Here is a 20,312-nt window from a genome sequence, read left to right as displayed (position 1 = left end):
CGGGCCATGCGCCCGCGCACACCCCAAACGTCAGCCGCACCCTCGATCGATGCGGGAGCATCCTCGATCAGCGCAGGAGCGTCGTCGATCACGGCGGGAACACCCGCGGCCAGGGCGGCCCGGGGGCGCCTCTCGGAGACCCCTCCGGCAGGCCCCTCGGACACCATCGCCACCGGACGCTCGCCTACAGGCTCTCCGCTGGGAACACCCAGGTGTGACGTCGCGGGACACGCCCTGGCCTGGGACAGACTCGGTTCGTCGCCACGAGATTCCGGGATCCTTCCGCTCGGTTCCGGAGATTCCTCCGTCGAGCCAGTCTCACCCGCGCCATCCCCCGCCGCATCCAGAACCGAGCAGGTCCACCCCTCCGCGCGCGGGCGAACATACGTACGCGCACCGCACGCTGCGCGACCGCGTCCTCGCCGAGTCCGTCCGCGTCATGCGTCGAAGGGCGCTGCCCGTCGGGTCGTTCACCCCAGGAACGCCGCAGTGGTCGCCACGAACCGGTCGGCGTCGTCGAGCCACGGGAAGTGTCCGGCTCCGGGCTGGACGACGTACTGGGCGTTCGGAAGCAGCCCGGCGAGCTCGGCCATCGCGGGAGGCGGGGAGTTCAGATCGAACTCCCCGGCGAGTACCAGCACCGGCTGCCCGAACGCTGCGGGTGCCGTGCGGGTCGCGTCCGGGTCGAAGGCACCCTCGGCACCGAAGACAGCCGCGGCCTCCCCGTTCCTGTGCCCGCCCTCCGCGGCCTGATGAGCCCGGGCCGCGTCGGCCCAGCGGCAGTGGCGCGGCGGTGCGACGGCCTCCCAGGAGTCGGCGGTGGCCTTGCCCGCGACGATCGCTTCCAGGGCCGCGAACGCCGCCGGGAACCACGGCTCGTCCCGGAGGAGCCGGGCCGTCGCGCGCCGGACGTCCCCGGTGATCGTGATGCCGACGCCGATGGGGCTCGGCGTGATCAGCGCGAGCCTGCCGACGCGTTCCGGATGGCGCTCGACATAGCGTGCGGCCAGAATCGTGCCGCCGGAATGCGCCAGCAGGTCCATCCGGTCGAGGCCCAGGTGCTCGCGCAGGGCGTCGACGTCATCGACGAGGCGGTCGCAGCGGTAGGAGGCAGAGTCTTACGGTGTCGCCGACCGACCGGTTCCCCGAGGGTCCGGCATGATCAACTGTCGGTGCGCGGAGAGTCCGCCGAGGTCGCCGAGGCACATGGAGTCCCGCATAGGTCCGCCGGGAAGGCAGACCGCCGGAGGGCCGTCTCCCACCAGGTGTTGGGCGAGCTCGGTCCCGTCGTGCGCGGAGAAGGCAGGCGTGCGGCACGACCCTGTCAGCGGCACCCAGCCAGAGCAACTGGGTTCCTCATCCGGTTCCTTACCGGGCACTTCACCGGCAGGCCGCCCCCGGGCCCGGCCTGCCGGAGTCCCGGCCGGCCGGGGCTACAGGGGACTTCCCCACGAGGTCAGACGCTCTCCGCCTGGAACATCCACGCGTGCTTCTCCAGCTCGCGTGTCAGCCCGATCAGGATGTCCTGGCTCACCGGGTCGGGCTCCGCCGTGGCGTCGATACGCTCCCGCATCTTGCCGATCACGGCACCGAGCGCCTGCACCATCGTGCTGACCACATCGACGTCCTGGATCCAGCCCTCCGGCACCTTCCCGATCGCGCTCGTCGACGCGACGGTCCCGGCCCGCCCGTCCGGCGTGACGCCGATCGCCGAGGCCCGTTCCGCCACGATGTCGGAGTGCTGCCGCGCAGCGGCGACGACTTCGTCCAGCTGAAGATGGACCGAGCGGAAGCGCGGACCGACCACGTTCCAGTGGACCTGCTTGGCCACCAGCGCCAGATCGACCAGATCCACCAGCGCGCCCTGGAGCGCCTCGCCGGTGACCTTCCGGTCCGCCTCGGACAGTGGGCTCTTCACAACAGACATGCGTGACCTCCCTTGAGATGACACCGCATCCCACGATGGCACATATGCCGAAAAACAGTCATTCGGTGACAAAGCGAAATCGGTGACGCAACGAAAGCGGCACCGCGAAAGCGGACACAGTGATACCCCGGCCGGATACCCACCCGACCGGGGCTCACACGTGGAGATTCAGCGTACGGACGCCATTCGGCACATCGCCGTCACGCGGCGACGACGTCCACCGCTTCTGCGGGCGCCTTGATCGTCACCCGCTCCGTCGGCACGCCCGCCACCGACGTCACGGACACGGAATTGAGCATCGGGCGTACTGGCGCAGGCACCGGCTCACTCGCCGCTGCCGACTCGGCCAGCTCGGCCAGCGACAGCTCGTCGCTCACTTCACGCATGAGCTCGGACATCCGTACGTCAAGCGCGTCGCAGATCGCGGAGAGCAGCTCGGAGGAAGCCTCCTTCTGCCCCCGTTCCACCTCGGAGAGATAGCCGAGCGATACTCGGGCGGACGAGGAGACTTCGCGCAGAGTACGGCCCTGGCGCTGGCGCTGCCGACGCAGCACGTCACCCAGCAGGCGACGGAGCAGAATCATCGGTGGCTCCCTCCTCGGACCGCGTAGCCGCATCCTTCACGCCCCACCGTACCGCCTCGCGCTGCGGCCGTGCGGGGAGCGATGACGTGTTCACTCAGGGCTGCAAACATCAAGTCCCCCCGTTCTGTTCCGTATCCTGTGCCCGCTCATTCCCCGGGAGTTCGCCGGCAAGCACTCCCGCGAGCAGCTCCAACACGCTCCGTACACTCTCTCTACGGATTTCCGAACGGTCGCCGTTCAATCGCAGAGCGGCCACTTTCCGTGTGCCGTCCGGCCCGGCGACCGCCAAGAAGACCGTTCCGACCGGCTGTCCGTCCTGCTCCTCGGGACCTGCGACACCCGTGGTCGCGATCCCCCAGCCAGCCCCGAGCCTGGCCCGCACGCCTGCCGCCATCTGGGCCGCCACGTCGGGGTCCACCGCGCCGCGCGCGGCCAGCAGGGTCCCGTCGACCCCCAGGATGTCCTGCTTCAAGGCCGTTGCGTACGCCGTCACGGAGCCGCGGAAGGATTTCGAGGCGCCGGGCACCGCGGTCAGCTCCGCGGCCACCAGGCCGCCGGTGAGCGACTCGGCGACGGCCAGGGTCTCGCCACGCCGCGCAAGGAGCGCGAGCACCCCGGCTGCGGATCCCGGCACGGCACTCATCGCGAGCGCTCCGCGCCGTCCCGTCCGGCCGTCTGCGCCTCGGCGGCGGCCCGCTCGGCGCGCTCGGCCGCGAGCCCCTTGCGCCGCAGGACCACTGCCTGGCGCACGTAGTCGAGTCCCGTGACCACGGTGAGGACGACCGCCACGGCCATCACCCACCACCGCAGGGTGGCCAGCGCACCGGTCAGCGCGAGCACGTACATCCCGACCGCGGTGCCCTGCGCGAGGGTCTTCATCTTTCCGCCGCGGCTGGCCGGGATGACCCCGTGCCGGATGACCCAGAAGCGCATCAGAGTGATCCCCAGCTCACGGAAGAGGATCACGCCCGTCACCCACCAGGGCAGATCCCCGAGCGCCGAGAGGCAGATCAGACCGGCCGCCATGATCGCCTTGTCGGCGATCGGGTCCGCGATCTTCCCGAAGTCGGTGACCAGGTTGTACGTACGGGCCAGGTGGCCGTCGAAGATGTCGGTGATCATGGCCACGGCGAACGCGGCCCACGCCCAGGCGCGCCAGGCCGGGTCGTACCCGCCGTCCTGGAGCATCAGGATCACGAACGCCGGCACGAGCAGCAGCCGCACCATCGTGAGGATGTTGGCGATGTTCCACAGGCTGGCCTGATTGACGGCCGCAGCACCCAGCTTGCCCCCGGGCGCCGGCCTTCCGGTCCCACCCGCCGCGGATGCCGGGACTCCCGTCATCTGGCTGCCTCCTCACGACACTCCGTAACGACCTCGGCCACCAGGTCGACGCCCTCGGTGCCGACGACCTTGGCCTCGACCATACGTCCGGGGACCAGGCCGTCGGCACCCGTGAAGATCACCTGACCGTCGGTCTCGGGCGCCTGGTGCGCGGCCCGGCCCACCGCCGCGTACTCGTCCTCGTCGCGCTCCTCGTCCTGATCCGCGTCGAAAACGGACTCGACGAGTACTTCCAGGGTCTCTCCGATCCGCTCTTCCGCGCGCTGGGCGGTCAGCTCCTCGGCGAGCCGGGACAGCTGCGCGAGGCGCTCGTCCACGACGTCCTGGTCCAGCTTGTGGTCGTACGTGGCGGCCTCGGTGCCCTCCTCGTCGGAGTAGCCGAAGACGCCGATGGCATCCAGCCGCGCGGCCGTGAGGAAGCGCTCGAGCTCGGCGAAGTCCTGCTCGGTCTCGCCGGGGAAGCCCACGATGAAGTTGGACCGCACACCGGCCGTCGGGGCCTTCGTACGGATCGTCTCCAGCAGCTCCAGGAACCTCTCGGTGTCGCCGAAGCGCCGCATCGCGCGCAGCACGCCGGGCGCGCTGTGCTGGAAGGACAGGTCGAAGTAGGGCGCGACCTTCTCCGTCGACGTCAGGACGTCGATGAGACCCGGGCGCATCTCGGCGGGCTGCAGATAGCTGACCCGTACGCGCTCGATCCCGTCGACGGCCGCCAGCTCCGGCAGCAGGGTCTCCAGCAGCCGGATGTCGCCGAGGTCCTTGCCGTACGAGGTGTTGTTCTCGGAGACCAGCATGATCTCCTTGACGCCCTGTTCGGCGAGCCAGCGCGTCTCGCCCAGCACATCGCCGGGGCGCCGCGAGATGAAGGAGCCGCGGAAGGACGGGATGGCGCAGAAGGAGCAGCGCCGGTCGCAGCCGGAGGCGAGCTTCACGGAGGCGACGGGGTTGGTGTCCAGGCGGCGGCGCAGGGGGGCGCGCGGCCCGGAGGCGGGCGCCAGACCGGCCGGCAGGTCGGCGGGCACGTTCTCCGGAGCCTGAGCGGGTGCCTGGGCCGGAACCTGGGCGTGGGCGGGTGCCTGGGCGTGCCCCGGGAGGGCCACGTCGGCCGCCTGCCGCTCCGCCGGGCTGATCGGCAGCAGCTTGCGCCGGTCGCGCGGGGTGTGCGAGGCGTGGATGCCGCCGTTCAGGATGGTCCGGAGCCGGTCGGAGATGTCGGCGTAGTCGTCGAAGCCGAGCACCCCGTCCGCCTCGGGCAGGGCCTCGGCGAGCTCCTTGCCGTACCGCTCGGCCATGCAGCCCACGGCGACGACGGCCTGGGTCTTCCCGTGGTCCTTGAGATCGTTGGCTTCGAGGAGGGCGTCGACGGAGTCCTTCTTGGCGGCCTCGACGAATCCGCAGGTGTTGACGACCGCGACGTCCGCGTCGGCGGCGTCCTCGACGAGCTCCCAGCCGTCCGCTGCCAAGCGGCCTGCGAGCTCCTCCGAGTCCACCTCGTTACGGGCGCAGCCAAGAGTGACAAGGGCGACGGTACGGCGTTCGGGCATGGGCTCAAGACTACTTTGTCCTGGCCCACGCCCGATCCGCGAGGTGAACTGTGGGGAACCACCAGGTCCCGGCGGTTCAGCCGGCCTCGGGGTCGCCCTTCGAGTACGACAGGCGCTCGACCTGCCCGGGCTCGAACTTGTCCTCGACCTTCTTGCCGTTCACGTACAGCTCGATCGCACCGGCGTTGCCCAGTATCAGGTCCAGCCGCTCGTCGTCCTGGAACGTCTTGGACTCGCCCGCGAGGAGCAGCCCGTCGAAGAGCAGCTTCCCGTTGGCGGACTTGGCGGAGATCCAGCTCTTGTCGTCGACGGCGGACAGCTTCACGGTCACCTTGTCCTGCGGAACAGCGGCGATCGCGCTCTCCGAGGGCGCAGGCGGGGGCGCGGCAGGCTGGGTCGGGGTCGGCTTCGGGGTGGTCTTCGCCGGGGCCGGCCCGGCGACCTGCTTGCCGCTGTTGGCGCCGTCCCCACCGTTGAAGAGCGTGAATCCGGCGAAGCCGACGACGGCGACGATCGCCGCCACCATGGCGGCGGTCCAGTTCGGGCGCCTGGGCTCGGGACGGATACGTTCCGCCTCGAAGAGCGGCGCGGCAGGCGTGGGCGCCGGCCGGCCGCCGTGCTCGTCGTCGTACTGCGCGACGAGCGGGGCGGGGTCCAGTCCTACGGCGCGCGCAAGCGTCCTGATGTGCCCGCGCGCGTACACATCGCCGCCGCAGCGGGAGAAGTCGTCCTGCTCGATCGCCTGCACGATGGGGACGCGGACACGGGTGGAGGTACTGACCTCGTCCACGGTCAGACCTGCGTCGATACGGCCCTGCTGGAGCGAGCGACCGATGGAAGGCAGGTCGTCTCCGATCGAGGGCCGGTCGTCCTCGGTGGAAGGCCGGGCGTCTTCGGGGGAGTTGCCGATGGACACGGGGGCGCCTTTCGAGCGTGTAGCCACCTGCTGGATGTTCAGTCTAGGGGTGGTACGAAAGGGTGGGGCAACCGGGCGGATGCCGTTTGTACGCCATCAGAATGGCCGGACAGCACGGCCGGACAGCGAGAGGGTGGGACACGAACCCGTCCCTCCTCCCAACTTGACGTACAACCAAGGGAAACGGTTGCCTCACAATCCCGTACGTCATCCTTTATGACATCCCTTAGGAGTCAGACTCCCCACGGATCACGGCAAGCACTCCATCCAGCTCATCAGGTTTCACCAGAACGTCGCGCGCCTTGGACCCCTCGCTGGGTCCGACGATGTTCCGCGACTCCATCAGATCCATCAGCCGGCCGGCCTTCGCGAAGCCGACGCGCAGCTTCCGCTGGAGCATGGACGTTGACCCGAACTGGGTGGACACCACCAGCTCGGCGGCCTGGCAGAGCAGATCCAGATCGTCGCCGATGTCCTCGTCGATCTCCTTCTTCTGCTTCGTCCCGACCACCACGTCGTCCCGGAAGACGGGGGCCATCTGGTCCTTGCAGTGCTGGACGACGACGGCGACCTCCTCCTCGGTCACGAAGGCGCCCTGCATACGGGTCGGCTTGTTGGCCCCCATGGGAAGGAAGAGGCCGTCGCCCTTGCCGATCAGTTTCTCGGCGCCGGGCTGGTCGAGGATGACGCGGCTGTCGGCGAGCGACGAGGTCGCGAAGGCGAGCCGGGACGGCACGTTCGCCTTGATCAGACCGGTGACGACGTCGACCGATGGCCGCTGGGTGGCCAGTACCAGATGGATGCCGGCCGCGCGCGCCAACTGCGTGATCCGGACGATGGCGTCCTCGACGTCCCGCGGGGCGACCATCATCAGGTCCGCGAGCTCGTCGACGATCACCAGCAGATACGGGTACGGCTGGAGCTCGCGCTCGCTGCCCTCGGGCGGCTTGACCTTGCCGTTGCGGATGGCCTGGTTGAAGTCGTCGATGTGCCGGTAGCCGTACGCCGCGAGGTCGTCGTAGCGCAGATCCATCTCGCGGACGACCCACTGGAGTGCCTCGGCGGCCCGCTTGGGGTTGGTGATGATCGGCGTGATCAGATGCGGGATGCCCTCGTACGCGGTGAGCTCGACCCGCTTGGGGTCGACAAGGACCATCCGGACGTCTTCCGGGGTCGCCCGCATCATGACCGAGGTGATGAGGCAGTTGATGCAGGACGACTTTCCGGAGCCGGTGGCACCGGCGACCAGGACGTGCGGCATCTTCGCCAGGTTGGCCATGACGTAGCCGCCCTCGACGTCCTTGCCGAGCGCCACCAGCATCGGGTGGTCGTCCCCCGCCGCGTCGGCCAGCCGCAGCACGTCGCCGAGGTTGACCATCTCGCGGTCGGTGTTGGGGATTTCGATGCCGACGGCGGACTTGCCCGGGATCGGCGAGATGATCCGTACGTCGGGGCTGGCCACGGCGTACGCGATGTTCTTGGTCAGCGCGGTGATCCGCTCGACCTTCACGGCGGGGCCGAGCTCCACCTCGTAGCGCGTGACGGTGGGGCCCCGGGTGAAGCCGGTGACGGCGGCGTCGACCTTGAACTCCGCGAAGACGTTCGTCAGCGAGGCGACGATCGCGTCGTTGGCGGCACTGCGGGTCTTGCCAGGTCCGCCGCGCTCCAGCAGGTCGAGCGACGGCAGGGAGTAGGTGATGTCGCCGGACAGCTGCAGCTGCTCGGCGCGCGGCGGGAGCGGCTGGGGCGCCTCGGGCGCGGACTTGGTCAGGTCCGGTACGGGGACACTCGGCTCGGGCTGACCGGTCCGTGCACCAGGTACGGGGCCGATGGCGCGCCGCCGGTCGGCGGTGAGGTCCCGCGTCAGATCGGCGACGACCGGGGAGGGCGGCATTCCGTTCAGTACGGCGCCGTCGAGGGCCGCCGCGGCGGCCGCGGCCACGTCGACCGGGTCCATGGACCGGTCGAGGGCGGCGGGCTGCGCGGAGGCCTTGCGCGGCCTGCGCCGGGAGAGCGCCTCCTCCTCCGCGTGCTCCGCGTCGTACACCTCCGCCGAGGAAGGGCCGCGGCGGCGGGAGGGCCTCGCGGACACGACGTCGCGCCACTGCTGGTCGTACCGCTCGTCGTCCTCGCCGTCCTCGCGGGCCCCGGGCTCGTAGGGCGCGTCGATGAGGCCCAGCCTGACCCCGAGCCCGCGCAGCCGCTGCGGGATCGCGTTGACCGGGGTCGCGGTGACGACCAGGAGGCCGAAGACGGTGAGAAGCACCAGCAGCGGTACGGCGAGGACTGTGCCCATCGCGAGGATCAGGGGCTTGGAGGCGGCCCAGCCGATCAGCCCGCCCGCGTCCTGCATCGCCTCCGAGCCTTCGCCGCGGCCCGGCGCACCGCAGGCGATGTGGACCTGGCCGAGCACGCCGATGACGAGTGCCGAGAGGCCGATGACGATACGCCCGTTGGCCTCGGGCTTCTCGGGGTAGAGGATCAGCCGCACGCCGATCGCGGCGAGCAGTATCGGCACGAGCAGGTCGAGCCGTCCGAATGCGCCCGTGACGAGCATTTCGACGAGGTCGCCGACCGGGCCGCGCAGATTGGACCAGGTGCCGGCGGCGACGATCAGCGCGATACCGAGCAGGAGGAGCGCGAGGCCGTCCTTGCGGTGCGCCGGGTCGAGTCCCTTGGCGCCGCGCCCTATGCCGCGGAGCATCGCGCCGACGGCGTGGGCGACGCCCAGCCACAGGGCGCGGGCGAGCCGGTACACGCCGCCGGTGGGGCTGGGGGCGGGCCTGGGTGCGGCCTTCTTCGCCGCCGTCTTCCGCGCGGGTGCCTTCTTCGCGGGGGTGGTCTTCTTGGCGGCGGTCTTCTTCGCCGCGGGCTTCTTGGCGGGCGCCGCCTTCTTCGCGGCGCCCGTCGTACGGCCGGCGCGCGGCTTTGCGGTGCCCGCCGTGCCCTGGGAACCCTTGCCGGACGTACGTGAGGCCATGGTGGTGAGGTTACCGGTGTGAACGCCGGCGGACACGCGTGCCCACCGCTTCACCCGTTCGTGTCGCCGTACGGCAGCGGGAAACTGACGTTTCCTCAAACGGCACACCAGCAGCAGGCGAACGGGGTCGTGTCCGCCGGCGATCCGTCCGGCCGAAGACGCCAAGACGCCAAGGGGCCGCGCCGGGCTCGCGCCCGATCGACCGGAATGGACCCCGGGCGTGCCTTTTCGCGGACCGGGCCCGGTTCTCCCGGAACGGGCCAGGGGCCAGGCCTGTGCGGATCGGCCCTAGCTCTGCGAGGGGAGCGTGGGCGCCTTGCTGCCCGCGCCCGGTTCCAGGGCGTCCAGCGCCCTGCGCAGACCGGTGAGTTTACGCTCGAGATGGGCGGCGGTGGCGACCGCGGCGGCGTCCGCCGACTCGTCGTCGAGCTGCTTGGACAGCGCCTCGGCCTGCTCCTCAACGGCCGCGAGCCGCGCCGAGAGTTCGGCGAGGAGGCCCGCCGGCTCCTTGCTGTCGCCCGCGCCCGCGTGGCCGCCCTCCAGCTGGAGCCGGAGCAGCGCGGCCTGCTCGCGCAGCTGGCAGTTCTTCATGTAGAGCTCGACGAAGACGGAGACCTTCGCGCGCAGCACCCACGGGTCGAACGGCTTGGAGATGTAGTCCACCGCGCCCGCGGCGTACCCGCGGAAGGTGTGGTGCGGGCCGTGGTTGATCGCGGTCAGGAAGATGATCGGGATGTCCCTGGTCCGTTCCCGTCGCTTGATGTGCGCGGCGGTCTCGAATCCGTCCATTCCTGGCATCTGGACGTCCAGCAGAATGACCGCGAAATCGTCTGTCAGCAGCGCTTTGAGCGCTTCCTCCCCGGACGATGCCCGTACCAGCGTCTGATCGAGCGCAGAGAGGATGGCCTCCAGCGCCAGCAGATTCTCCGGCCGGTCATCGACCAGGAGGATCTTGGCCTTCTGCACCATGCCTCGCCCTCCTCGCCCCGGCTTTGGGTCACCCCAGCTCGACGAGCCGGGGGAAGCACCGGGCGCCGCCCCAGGGGACGACTCCCTTGCGTCGCCCGTCCTTGTGCCGGTCATGGTAGCCGCACCCCGCCCGTCGCCACACCCTGTCACCGCGATGTCACTGTGCACGTAGCAGAAACGCGATGGGAGACCAGAAGGTTCCCCGGATACCGCCCTCTCACACGCCTTCGGCCACAGTCCGTCAGCAACTCGCGAAAATTCGCACAGCCTGCAATCAGACCGTGATGCGCCCGCGACCAACCACCGTCACTTTCCGCGCATCCACTGCTCCATGACCGAGAGCAGATGATCAGGATCGACCGGCTTGGTGACGTAGTCGGACGCGCCCGATTGGATCGCCTTCTCCCGGTCGCCCTTCATCGCCTTCGCGGTGAGCGCGATGATCGGCAGCCCGGCGAACTGCGGCATCCTGCGGATCGCCGTCGTCGTCGCATAGCCGTCCATCTCGGGCATCATGATGTCCATCAGTACGACCGTCACATCGTCGTGCTGCTCCAGGACTTCGATGCCCTCGCGTCCGTTCTCCGCGTAAAGCACGGACAGCCCGTGCTGCTCCAGCACGCTGGTGAGCGCGAAAACGTTGCGGATGTCGTCGTCGACGATGAGCACCTTCTCGCTGTGGAACTCGAAGGTGCGCCGCACTTCGGGCGCGGCATCCTGCGGGTGCTGCCCGGCCCACGCGTCCTGCGCCGAACCCGGCGATCCGGCCGGCTGGCCGGGCAGGGCGGCCCTCAGGTCCGCACCGCCCAGGGCCTTGCGGCGGCGCCGGAAGAGCGTCGCCGAGCCGGCGTACCCGTCGGAGGCCGACGCAGGCGCGCTCGGGGAGTGCTGGGAGTGCGAGGGCTGCGGATCCTGCGTGCCGTCGTCGACGGCCGCCGGGCCGTCGACCGCGGCGAACTGCGCATCGGCGCCGGGAGCGAGCTGCGGGTAGCCCTGCGGCGGAAGTTCGGTCGGGTGGAGCGGCAGATACAGCGTGAACGTCGAACCGCGGCCTGGCTCGCTCGCCGCATGGATCTCGCCACCCAGCAGCCGGGCGATCTCCCGGCTGATGGACAGCCCCAGGCCCGTACCGCCGTACTTGCGGCTCGTCGTGCCGTCCGCCTGCTTGAACGCCTCGAAGATGACCCGCATCTTGCTGGCGGCGATTCCGATACCAGTGTCGGTGACCGAGAAGGCGATCAGATCGCCGTCCGCGTCGCGCAGCGAGCCCGCCTCCAGCAGCTGCTCGCGGATCGACTGCGGTACGTCGGCGTTCGCCGGCCGGATCACCAGCTCCACCGCACCGGTGTCGGTGAACTTCACCGCGTTCGACAGCAGATTGCGCAGCACCTGGAGGAGCCGCTGTTCGTCGGTGTGCAGCGTGGCCGGCAGCTCCGGTGACACCCGCACCGAGAAGTCGAGCCCCTTCTCGGCCGTGAGCGGCCGGAACGTCGCCTCCACGTAGTCGACGAGCTGCACCAGCGCGATACGGGTCGGGCTGACGTCCATCTTGCCCGCCTCGACCTTCGACAGATCGAGGATGTCGTTGATGAGCTGCAGCAGATCGGAGCCCGCGCCGTGGATCGTCTCGGCGAACTCGACCTGCTTCGGCGTGAGATTGCTGTCGGCGTTGTCGGCGAGCAGCTTGGCAAGGATCAGCAGCGAGTTGAGCGGGGTGCGCAGCTCGTGCGACATGTTCGCCAGGAACTCGGACTTGTAGCGCATGGAGACCGCGAGCTGCTCGGCCCGCTCCTCCAGCACCTGCCGCGCCTCCTCGATCTCGGTGTTCTTCACCTCGATGTCGCGGTTCTGCTGGGCCAGCAGCTCGGCCTTCTCCTCCAGTTCGGCGTTGGACGCCTGGAGCGCCTTCTGCCGGTTCTCCAGCTCCTCCGAGCGCTCGCGGAGCTGCTCGGTCAGCTCCTGCGACTGCTTGAGCAGCACCTCGGTCTTCGTGTTGACGCTGATCGTGTTGACGCTCGTCGCGATCATCTCGGCGATCTGGTTGAGGAAGTCGCGCTGGATCTGGGTGAACGGCTGGAACGACGCCAGCTCGATGACCCCGAGGACCTTCCCTTCGAAGAGCACCGGCAGGACGATCACGTACGCGGGCGGGGCCTCGCCGAGCCCCGACGAGATCTTCAGATAACCCGGCGGAACGTTGACCTGGATCGTCCGCTTCTCCTCGGCCGCCGTCCCGATCAGGGTCTCCCCCGGCCGGAAGGAGATGGGCATCGAGCCCGCCGAGTAACCGTAACTGCCGCGCATCACCAGCTCGTACGAGCCCTCGCCTCCCGCACCGAGCTCCCCGCCGCCCGTGGGCATCGCCAGGAAGAACGCGCCGTGCTGCGCGGAGACCACCGGCGTCAGCTCGCTCATGATGAGGGACGCGACATCGTCGAGATCGCGGCGGCCCTGCATCAGGCCCGAGATACGGGCCAGGTTGCCCTTGAGCCAGTCCTGCTCCTCGTTGGCGAGGGTGGTGTCGCGCAGGTTCGCGATCATCGTGTTGATGTTGTCCTGGAGAACCTGGATCTCGCCCGCCGCGTCCACGTCGATCTTGAGGTTCAGGTCGCCGCGGGTCACCGCGGTGGCGACGGCGGCGATCGCGCGCACCTGCCGGGTCAGGTTCCCTGCCATCTCGTTCACGGACTCGGTGAGGTCGCGCCACGTACCGTCGACGTCCCGCACCCGCGCCTGGCCGCCCAGGATGCCCTCGGTGCCCACCTCGCGGGCGACCCGCGTGACCTCCTCGGCGAACGACGACAGCCGGTCGACCATCGTGTTGATGGTGTTCTTCAGCTCCTGGATCTCACCGCGGGCGTCGATGTCGATCTTCTTGGTGAGATCGCCCTTGGCGATGGCGGTGGTGACCGTGGCGATCTGGCGCACCTGGCCCGTGAGGTTGGACGCCATCGAGTTCACGGACTCGGTGAGGTCCTTCCACGTACCGGAGACGCCGGGGACGCGGGCCTGACCGCCCAGCTCGCCCTCGGTGCCCACCTCGCGGGCCACCCGCGTGACCTCGGCCGCGAACGACGAGAGCGTCGTCACCATCGTGTTGACGGTCTCGGCGAGTTCGGCGACCTCGCCGCGCGCCTCGACCGTCACCTTCTTCGTCAGATCGCCGTTGGCGACCGCGGACGACACCCGGGAGATGTTCCGCACCTGGCTGGTCAGGTTGGCGGCCATCGTGTTGACGTTGTCGCTGAGGTCCTTCCAGATGCCCGTGGCGCCGCGCACCCGGGCCTGGCCGCCGAGGATGCCCTCGGTGCCCACCTCGCGGGCGACCCGCGTCACCTCGTCGGCGAAGTTGGACAGCTGGTCGACCATCGTGTTGACGGTCGTCACCAGCTCCAGGATCTCGCCCTTGGCATCGACGGTGATCTTCTTCGACAGATCGCCCTTGGCGACCGCCGTCGTGACCTCGGCGATGTTGCGCACCTGCGAGGTCAGGTTGTTGGCCATGAAGTTGACGGACTGGGTGAGGTCCTTCCAGGTGCCGGAGACACCCTGCACCTCGGCCTGGCCGCCCAGGATGCCCTCGGTGCCCACCTCGCGGGCCACCCGGGTCACCTGCTCGGCGAAGTTCGAGAGCTGGTCCACCATCGTGTTGAGGGTGTTCTTCAGCTCCAGGATCTCGCCGCGCGCGTCCACGTCGATCTTCTGCGACAGGTCACCGCGCGCCACGGCCGTGGCGACCTGCGCGATGTTGCGCACCTGGGCCGTGAGGTTCCCGGCCATGCCGTTCACCGAGTCCGTCAGATCGCGCCACACACCGGCGACGCCCGGCACCTGCGCCTGACCGCCGAGCCGGCCGTCCGTGCCCACCTCGCGGGCCACCCGGGTCACCTGCTCGGCGAACGCCGACAGCTGGTCGACCATCGTGTTGATGGTGTTCTTGAGCTCGAGGATCTCGCCGCGCGCATCGACATCGATCTTCTGCGACAGGTCACCGCGCGCCACGGCCGTGGTCACCTGAGCGATCTGCCGCACCTGCGACGTCAGGTTCCCCGCCATGAAGTTGACGGAGTCTGTGAGTTCCTTCCAGGTGCCGGACACACCGTCGACGCGGGCCTGGCCGCCGAGCCGGCCCTCCGTACCCACGTCCCGCGCCATCCGCGTCACCTGGTCGGCGAACGACGACAGCTGCGCCACCATCGTGTTGACGGTGTTCTTCAACTCCAGCATCTCGCCGGCCACGTCGACGGTGACCTTCTGCGACAGATCACCGTTCGCGACCGCCGTCGTCACCTGCGCGATGTCCCGCACCTGGCCGGTGAGGTTACGGAACGCCGTGTTCACCGAGTCGGTGAGGTCCTTCCACGTACCCGCCGCGCCCGGCACCTCGGCCTGGCCGCCGAGCCGGCCCTCGACGCCGACCTCCCGGGCCACCCTGGTCACTTCGGAACCGAACGACTGCAGCTGGTCCACCATCGTGTTGACGGTGTTCTTCAACTCCAGCATCTCGCCCGCGACATCGACGGTGACCTTCTGCGACAGATCACCGTTCGCGACCGCCGTCGTCACCTGCGCGATGTCCCGCACCTGCGTCGTCAGGTTGCGGAACACAGTGTTGACGGAGTCGGTCAGGTCCTTCCACGTACCCGCCGCGCCCGGCACCTGCGCCTGACCGCCGAGCAGACCCTCGGCGCCGACCTCGCTCGCCACCCGGGTCACTTCGTCGGCGAACGTACGGAGCGTCTCCGTCATCTGGTTGATGGTCTCGGCCAGCTGCGCCACCTCGCCGCGCGCGCTCACCGTGACCTTCTGCGACAGATCGCCGTTGGCGACGGCCGTGGTGACCTCGGCGATGCCCCGCACCTGCGAGGTCAGATTGCCCGCCATCGTGTTGACGGAGTCGGTGAGGTCCTTCCACACACCGGCGACGCCCGGCACGGTCGCCTGACCGCCGAGCTCGCCCTCCGTACCCACCTCGCGCGCGACCCGCGTCACCTCGGAGGAGAACGAGGACAGCTGGTCCACCATCGTGTTGACGGTGTTCTTCAGCTGGAGCATCTCGCCGGCCACATGGACAGTGACCTTTCGCGACAGATCGCCCTTCGCGACCGCCGTCGTGACGAGAGCAATGTCACGCACCTGAGCCGTCAGCCGGTACGCCATGGTGTTGACCGAATCCGTGAGATCCTTCCACGAACCGGACATACCTCGCACTTGAGCCTGGCCGCCGAGCTTGCCCTCGGTGCCGACCTCCAGCGCGACCCGCGTCACCTCGTCGGTGAACGCCGACAGCTGGTCGACCAGATTGTTGACCGTACGCGCGACCTTCAGGAACTCGCCGCGCAGCGGCCGCACCGAACCGTCACCCTCCGACCCGTGCGACCGGAGCTCCATACGCTGCTGCAGATCGCCCTCCGCGACCGCGGACAGCACCCTCCCGACCTCGGACACGGGCCGGGCCAGATCGTCCACCAGCGCGTTCGACGCGTCGATCGCGGCCGCCCAGGAGCCCTCGCAGGCGCCGGGTTCCAGCCGCTCCGTGAGTTTTCCCTCACGCCCGACGACCCTGCGCACCCGGGCCAGCTCACCGGTGAGATGCAGATTGCGGTCGGCGACCTCGTTGAACACGGCCGCGATCTCGGCCATGACACCGTCGCCGGAGACGGTGAGCCGCTTGCGGAAGTTCCCGTCCCGCATCGCGACGAGCGCCGACAGCAGCCGGTTCAGAGCCGCCGTGTCCACCGCCGTCGTCCCCCCGCGTGGTTGATTTTTCCGGGACTGTCCGCCTTGTGCGCGCGTGCCAGTGACCCGCGCTGCTGCACCAGACTCCACCGTGTCCCTCCCGCAAGGGTTGACCGTCATGCTCGTGCTGTCTCAGGAAGCTTGCCCAGTGTTTCACCGCAGCCGAACCAGGCCATAACAGTTCGGCAGCTTCGCATAGCGTCCCCGCCATCCGTGGGCGGAAACGGCGGTGACCGGCATCCGTCCGGACAGCGAAGGTAAGTAACCTGGCATCCGGCTGTCCAACCGCCCCGGTCGCCCGGCGCGGACGGGACGGAGCGAGGACTACCACCGGGTACCGGGAGGGGCAGGCACCGACCATGGCAGAGCCGGGCGTCGAGACGCGTACGAGGACTTCTGAGATCACCGCGCGGGCGGCTGCCAGCTTCGACCCTGTGGGGCGGTCCGTAGCGACCGCCCGGGCCTTCGTCAGGGACACGCTCCAGGGCTGGGGGTACTCCGACGTCGTCGACGACGCCGTGGTCCTCACCAGCGAGCTCGTCACCAATGCGGTGATCCACGCCGGCACCGCGGCCGACGTGCTCTGTCTGCGGACCGACGACGGCGTACTGGTCGAGGTGGCCGACCGCTACCCAGAGCGCGAGATCCCCCTCCAGGGCACCGGCAGAACCCTCGCCCACCCCGACCGCGAGAACGGCAGGGGACTGCTGCTCTGCGCCGCCCTCGCCACCCGCTGGGGCGTCGAGTACACACCGACCCACAAGCAGGTCTGGTTCCAGCTCGACATGCCGCAGCGCCAGGTCGGCACCCGCTCGGCAGGACCGGTCCTGCCCACCGACCTCCTCCCCGTCGCGGACGAACGCGTCCGTGTCGCCGTCGTCCAGATCGACCGGAACGGAGCGATCAGCTCCTGGAACGACGACGCGGAGCACCTCTTCGGGTACGCGGCCGACCAGGTCCTCGGCAAGCCCCTCGGTGACTTCGCCGCCTGGCCGCACACGCCCGGCACCGGCACCGGCATCGTCGAGGCCCTCCAACTCTCCCGCTGGGAAGGCAGTTACGGAGTCCGCGACACCGGCGGCCGTGTCGTCGCCGTGTACGCCTCCCACCTCCGCGTCCGCGACACGCAGGGCGAGGCCTCCACCGTCTGTCTCCTCGTCCGCGACTACGAACGGGCGGTCCTGCAGACCCCCCTGCGCGTACCCTCCGGCGACGGCGTGGGATCCGAGAGCCGGAGCTCGGACCCCTTCGAGCTGTTCATCGGCTCCCCCGCCCCCGACGACCTCGACGGCCTCCTCCAGCGCACGGTCGAGCGCGCCCGCGACATGCTCGACGGCGACTCCGCGTTCCTGCTGCTCGCCACGGACGACGAGACGGAGCTCGAGGTACGGGCCACCACCGGCCTCCCCTCCGCACGGCAGCGCTTCGCCCGCGTCCCCGTCGAGGCCGGCACCGGCCGCTACGGCTCGGCGCGCATGCCCGCCGTCCACGAGGACCTCACGGCCGTCCCCGGCGCCGTCCCGCTGCTCGCCGGCACCGGAATGCGCTCCGTCGTCACCGTCCCGCTCAAGGTCGAGGGCCGCCTCACCGGCTCGCTCGGCGTCGCCGCCGAGGCCGCGGGATGCTACTCCAACGAGGAAGCCCTGCGCCTCCAGTTCGCCGCCGACCGCATCGCACTCGCCGTCGAGTCCGCCCGCCTCGGCGAGCTCGAGCGGCTCCGCCGCGGCTCCCTCAGCTTCCTCGTCGAAGCCTCCGACCTGCTCGCCGGCACGCTCGACCGCGACCAGACCCTGGCCCTCATGGCCCAGATGACGGTGCCCACCCTGGCCACCTGGTGCGCGGTCTACACGATCGCCGACCAGGCCTCGGAGCCGTACCTCTCGTACGTCCTCCACGAGGACGAGGAGCGCATCGACGGCCTCAAGGCCCTCCTGTCCAGGATCGCGCCCCCGGACCCGGTGCCGACCCCCGGCGCCCGCGTCTGGACGGCCCCTGCCGACGCCGCCCACCAGGCCGCCCTGCGCACCTCCATGCGTGAACTCGGCCTCGGCGCCACGCATCTGTCGTCGGGTATCGGTACGACCCTGGCCACCGCCTCCGCGGTCGGCGGTGAGACCGTGGTCCTCCCACTCGTCGCCCGCAACCGCGTCATCGGCATGCTCACCCTCGGCAAGCCGTCGGACGACCACTTCCGCCAGGAGATCCTCGAACTCGCCGAGGACCTCTCCCGTCGAGCGGCACTCGCCCTCGACAACGCACGCCTCTACTCCGAGCGCACGGCCATCAGCCAGTCCCTGCAGCGCAGCCTGCTCCCGCCCGGCCTCCCCCAGATCCCGGGCGTCGAGGTCGAGGTCATCTACCGCGCGGCGGGCGAAGGCAACGAGGTCGGCGGCGACTTCTACGACCTCTTCCCCATCCGCGACGGTGCGTACGGCTTCGCCATCGGCGACGTCTGCGGCACGGGCCCGGAGGCCGCGGCCGTCACGGGACTCGCCCGGCACGCCCTGCGCCTGCTCGCCCGCGAGGGCTTCGGCGGCCCGGCGGTGCTGGAGCGACTCAACGCGGCGATCCTCGACGAGGGCGCCCGCAGCCGCTTCCTCACGCTCCTGTACGGCGAGTTGTGGCCCCAGGAGGACGGCTCGGCGCTCCTCAAGGTCGTCTGCGCCGGCCACCCGCTCCCCCTGCGCCTGCGTCAGGACGGGACCGTGGAGCCCGCGGCCGAACCTCAGCCGCTGCTCGGCGTGATGGAGGACCTCGAGCTGTACGAGCAGACCGTCACCCTCGATCCGGGCGATGTCCTGCTCTGCGTCACCGACGGCGTCACCGAACGCCGCGAGGGCACCCGCATGCTCGGGGACGACGGCCTCGTCGACGTCCTGACGACCTGTACGGGCCTGACGGCCGGTGCGGTCGCGTCACGCATCCTGCGCGCGGTCGAGCGTTTCGCGGCCGAACCCGCATCGGACGACATGGCGATCCTCGCGATGCGCGTCCCGGAGCCGCAGATGATCTGAGCGACGCATCGAGGACGCGTCGGGGCACGCAGAAGGCCCCCGCCGTGAGGCGGGGGCCTTCTGGAGTGCTGAGCCCCCAAACGGAATCGAACCGTTGACCTTCTCCTTACCATGGAGACGCTCTGCCGACTGAGCTATAGGGGCCTGTTGCTCTCACGGTCTCCCGCGCGGCAACGAAAAGAATCATACCCGAACCCACGTGTGCCCTGAACCATCCATTCCTCTGGACCGCTCCCCGCCCCACTGTCACCATGCGCCCATGCGGATACGCCCACAGTGGATCGCCGCTCTGGCCCTGCTGCTGCCCGTAGTGGGCTGTGGCTCCGACGACGTCAAGGGCGGTGGCGCCGGAACGGAGAGGCCGAAGAAGCCCGCCGCCGCGAAGGAGTCGCCCCGCCCGGGCGACCAGACGGTCACGCTGCCCTGGAAGGGCAAGGACCGCGTCTACACGGTCCATGCTCCGCCCGGCTACACCCCGGCCGATCAGCTCCCGTTGGTGATCGCCATGCATCCGTACCCGAGCGACGGCGCATACGCCGCCAAGCTGACCGGCCTCAACGAGAAGGCGGACCAGGAAGGCTTCCTCGTTGCCTATCCGAACGGGCTGGACCAGGCCTACAACGCGCTGGTCTGCTGCGGCACGGAGGACGACGTCGGCTTCATCGGCGCCATGACGAAGCGCGTCCTCGGGACGTGGAACGCCGATCCCCAGCGGGTGTACGCGACGGGCATCTCCAACGGCGGCGACATGTCCTTCAAGCTCGCCGTCGAACTCCCGGACACCCTGGCCGCGATAGCTCCGGTCAGTAGCGGCTACATCGGCCTGGACACCGCGAAGCCCGCGTACATGCCGAAGAGCCCGGTCTCGGTCGCCACGTTCATCGGGGGCCTCGACCAGCACTACGGGGAGTTCGAACGAGGCATCACGGCCTGGTCCACGCGCCTGAGCTGCAAGGCCGGCCGACCGGAGAAGATGAAGGCCAACATCACCCGTACGACGGCCAAGTGCCGCGACAAGTCCGAGTTCGTGACGTACCGCCTCCCGGACATGGGCCACAACTGGCCTGGCAGCAAGGACCAGTCGATGGGCGACCCCACGGCCGGCGTCAACGCCACGGATCTGATCTGGGAGTTCTTCGAGGCCCACCCGAAGGTCGCACCCTGAAGCCTCTGCCGCCGGCCCTGACCTGGCTTGGCCTTGAACGCAGAAAAGCCCCGCACCAGAAATGGTGCGGGGCTTCCCGCAATGATTGTTCGGCGGCGTCCTACTCTCCCACAGGGTCCCCCCTGCAGTA

11 protein-coding genes, 1 tRNA gene and 1 pseudogene are annotated in these 20,312 nt (G+C 69.7%); 2 read left to right on the top strand and 11 right to left on the bottom strand.

Annotation, left to right across the window (positions count from 1 at the left end):
• Positions 1-470: 470 nt before the first annotated feature.
• The 10 genes and pseudogenes from ACFV9O_RS30385 to ACFV9O_RS30340 form a co-directional block, all read right to left on the bottom strand.
• Positions 471-1,328, bottom strand: a pseudogene (locus tag ACFV9O_RS30385) (alpha/beta fold hydrolase).
• 128 nt (positions 1,329-1,456) lie between these two features.
• Positions 1,457-1,927, bottom strand: coding sequence for a Dps family protein (locus ACFV9O_RS30380; RefSeq protein WP_385423411.1), 471 nt, complete (start codon positions 1,925-1,927; stop codon positions 1,457-1,459).
• Positions 1,928-2,127: 200 nt separating this feature from the next.
• A complete protein-coding gene (locus ACFV9O_RS30375) occupies positions 2,128-2,511 on the bottom strand; it encodes a helix-turn-helix domain-containing protein (RefSeq protein WP_019889909.1) in 384 nt (127 codons plus the stop codon).
• Positions 2,512-2,620: 109 nt separating this feature from the next.
• On the bottom strand, positions 2,621-3,154 hold the full coding sequence (locus ACFV9O_RS30370; RefSeq protein ID WP_385423409.1) for a CinA family protein: 534 nt from the start codon (positions 3,152-3,154) through the stop codon (positions 2,621-2,623).
• The gene (pgsA, locus tag ACFV9O_RS30365) at positions 3,151-3,855 is read right to left on the bottom strand and encodes a CDP-diacylglycerol--glycerol-3-phosphate 3-phosphatidyltransferase (RefSeq protein WP_385423407.1); all 705 of its coding nucleotides are present in this window, start codon (positions 3,853-3,855) and stop codon (positions 3,151-3,153) included. Before pgsA ends, ACFV9O_RS30370 begins: the two co-directional genes overlap by 4 nt.
• On the bottom strand, positions 3,852-5,399 hold the full coding sequence (gene rimO / locus ACFV9O_RS30360) for a 30S ribosomal protein S12 methylthiotransferase RimO (RefSeq protein ID WP_385423405.1): 1,548 nt from the start codon (positions 5,397-5,399) through the stop codon (positions 3,852-3,854). The genes pgsA and rimO overlap by 4 nt, the downstream gene beginning before the upstream one ends.
• Before the next feature lie 76 nt (positions 5,400-5,475).
• On the bottom strand, positions 5,476-6,315 hold the full coding sequence (locus ACFV9O_RS30355; RefSeq protein ID WP_385423465.1) for a helix-turn-helix domain-containing protein: 840 nt from the start codon (positions 6,313-6,315) through the stop codon (positions 5,476-5,478).
• A 226-nt stretch (positions 6,316-6,541) separates the two neighbouring features.
• Positions 6,542-9,295, bottom strand: a complete 2,754-nt coding sequence (locus tag ACFV9O_RS30350) for a DNA translocase FtsK (RefSeq protein ID WP_385423403.1) — start codon at positions 9,293-9,295, stop codon at positions 6,542-6,544.
• Between the two features lie 288 nt (positions 9,296-9,583).
• Positions 9,584-10,264 (bottom strand): two-component system response regulator, encoded by a 681-nt coding sequence (locus ACFV9O_RS30345; protein ID WP_385423401.1) that lies wholly within the window; start codon positions 10,262-10,264, stop codon positions 9,584-9,586.
• A 306-nt stretch (positions 10,265-10,570) separates the two neighbouring features.
• Positions 10,571-16,093 (bottom strand): HAMP domain-containing protein, encoded by a 5,523-nt coding sequence (locus tag ACFV9O_RS30340; protein ID WP_385423463.1) that lies wholly within the window; start codon positions 16,091-16,093, stop codon positions 10,571-10,573.
• Positions 16,094-16,362: 269 nt separating this feature from the next.
• On the opposite strand from ACFV9O_RS30340, the gene ACFV9O_RS30335 reads away from it, so the two are divergent.
• A complete protein-coding gene (locus tag ACFV9O_RS30335; protein ID WP_385423399.1) occupies positions 16,363-19,017 on the top strand; it encodes a SpoIIE family protein phosphatase in 2,655 nt (884 codons plus the stop codon).
• Between the two features lie 71 nt (positions 19,018-19,088).
• On the opposite strand, the gene ACFV9O_RS30330 is transcribed toward ACFV9O_RS30335, so the two are convergent.
• Positions 19,089-19,161, bottom strand: a tRNA-Thr gene (locus tag ACFV9O_RS30330).
• Positions 19,162-19,276: 115 nt separating this feature from the next.
• On the opposite strand from ACFV9O_RS30330, the gene ACFV9O_RS30325 reads away from it, so the two are divergent.
• Positions 19,277-20,182 (top strand): alpha/beta hydrolase family esterase, encoded by a 906-nt coding sequence (locus tag ACFV9O_RS30325; protein WP_385423397.1) that lies wholly within the window; start codon positions 19,277-19,279, stop codon positions 20,180-20,182.
• Positions 20,183-20,312 lie beyond the last annotated feature (130 nt).

This window comes from Streptomyces sp. NPDC059909 (genome assembly GCF_042730885.1).
Lineage (GTDB): Bacteria > Actinomycetota > Actinomycetes > Streptomycetales > Streptomycetaceae > Streptomyces.
Note: the sequence above shows the minus strand (reverse complement) of the source record. Positions and strands in the feature narration are given on the sequence as shown.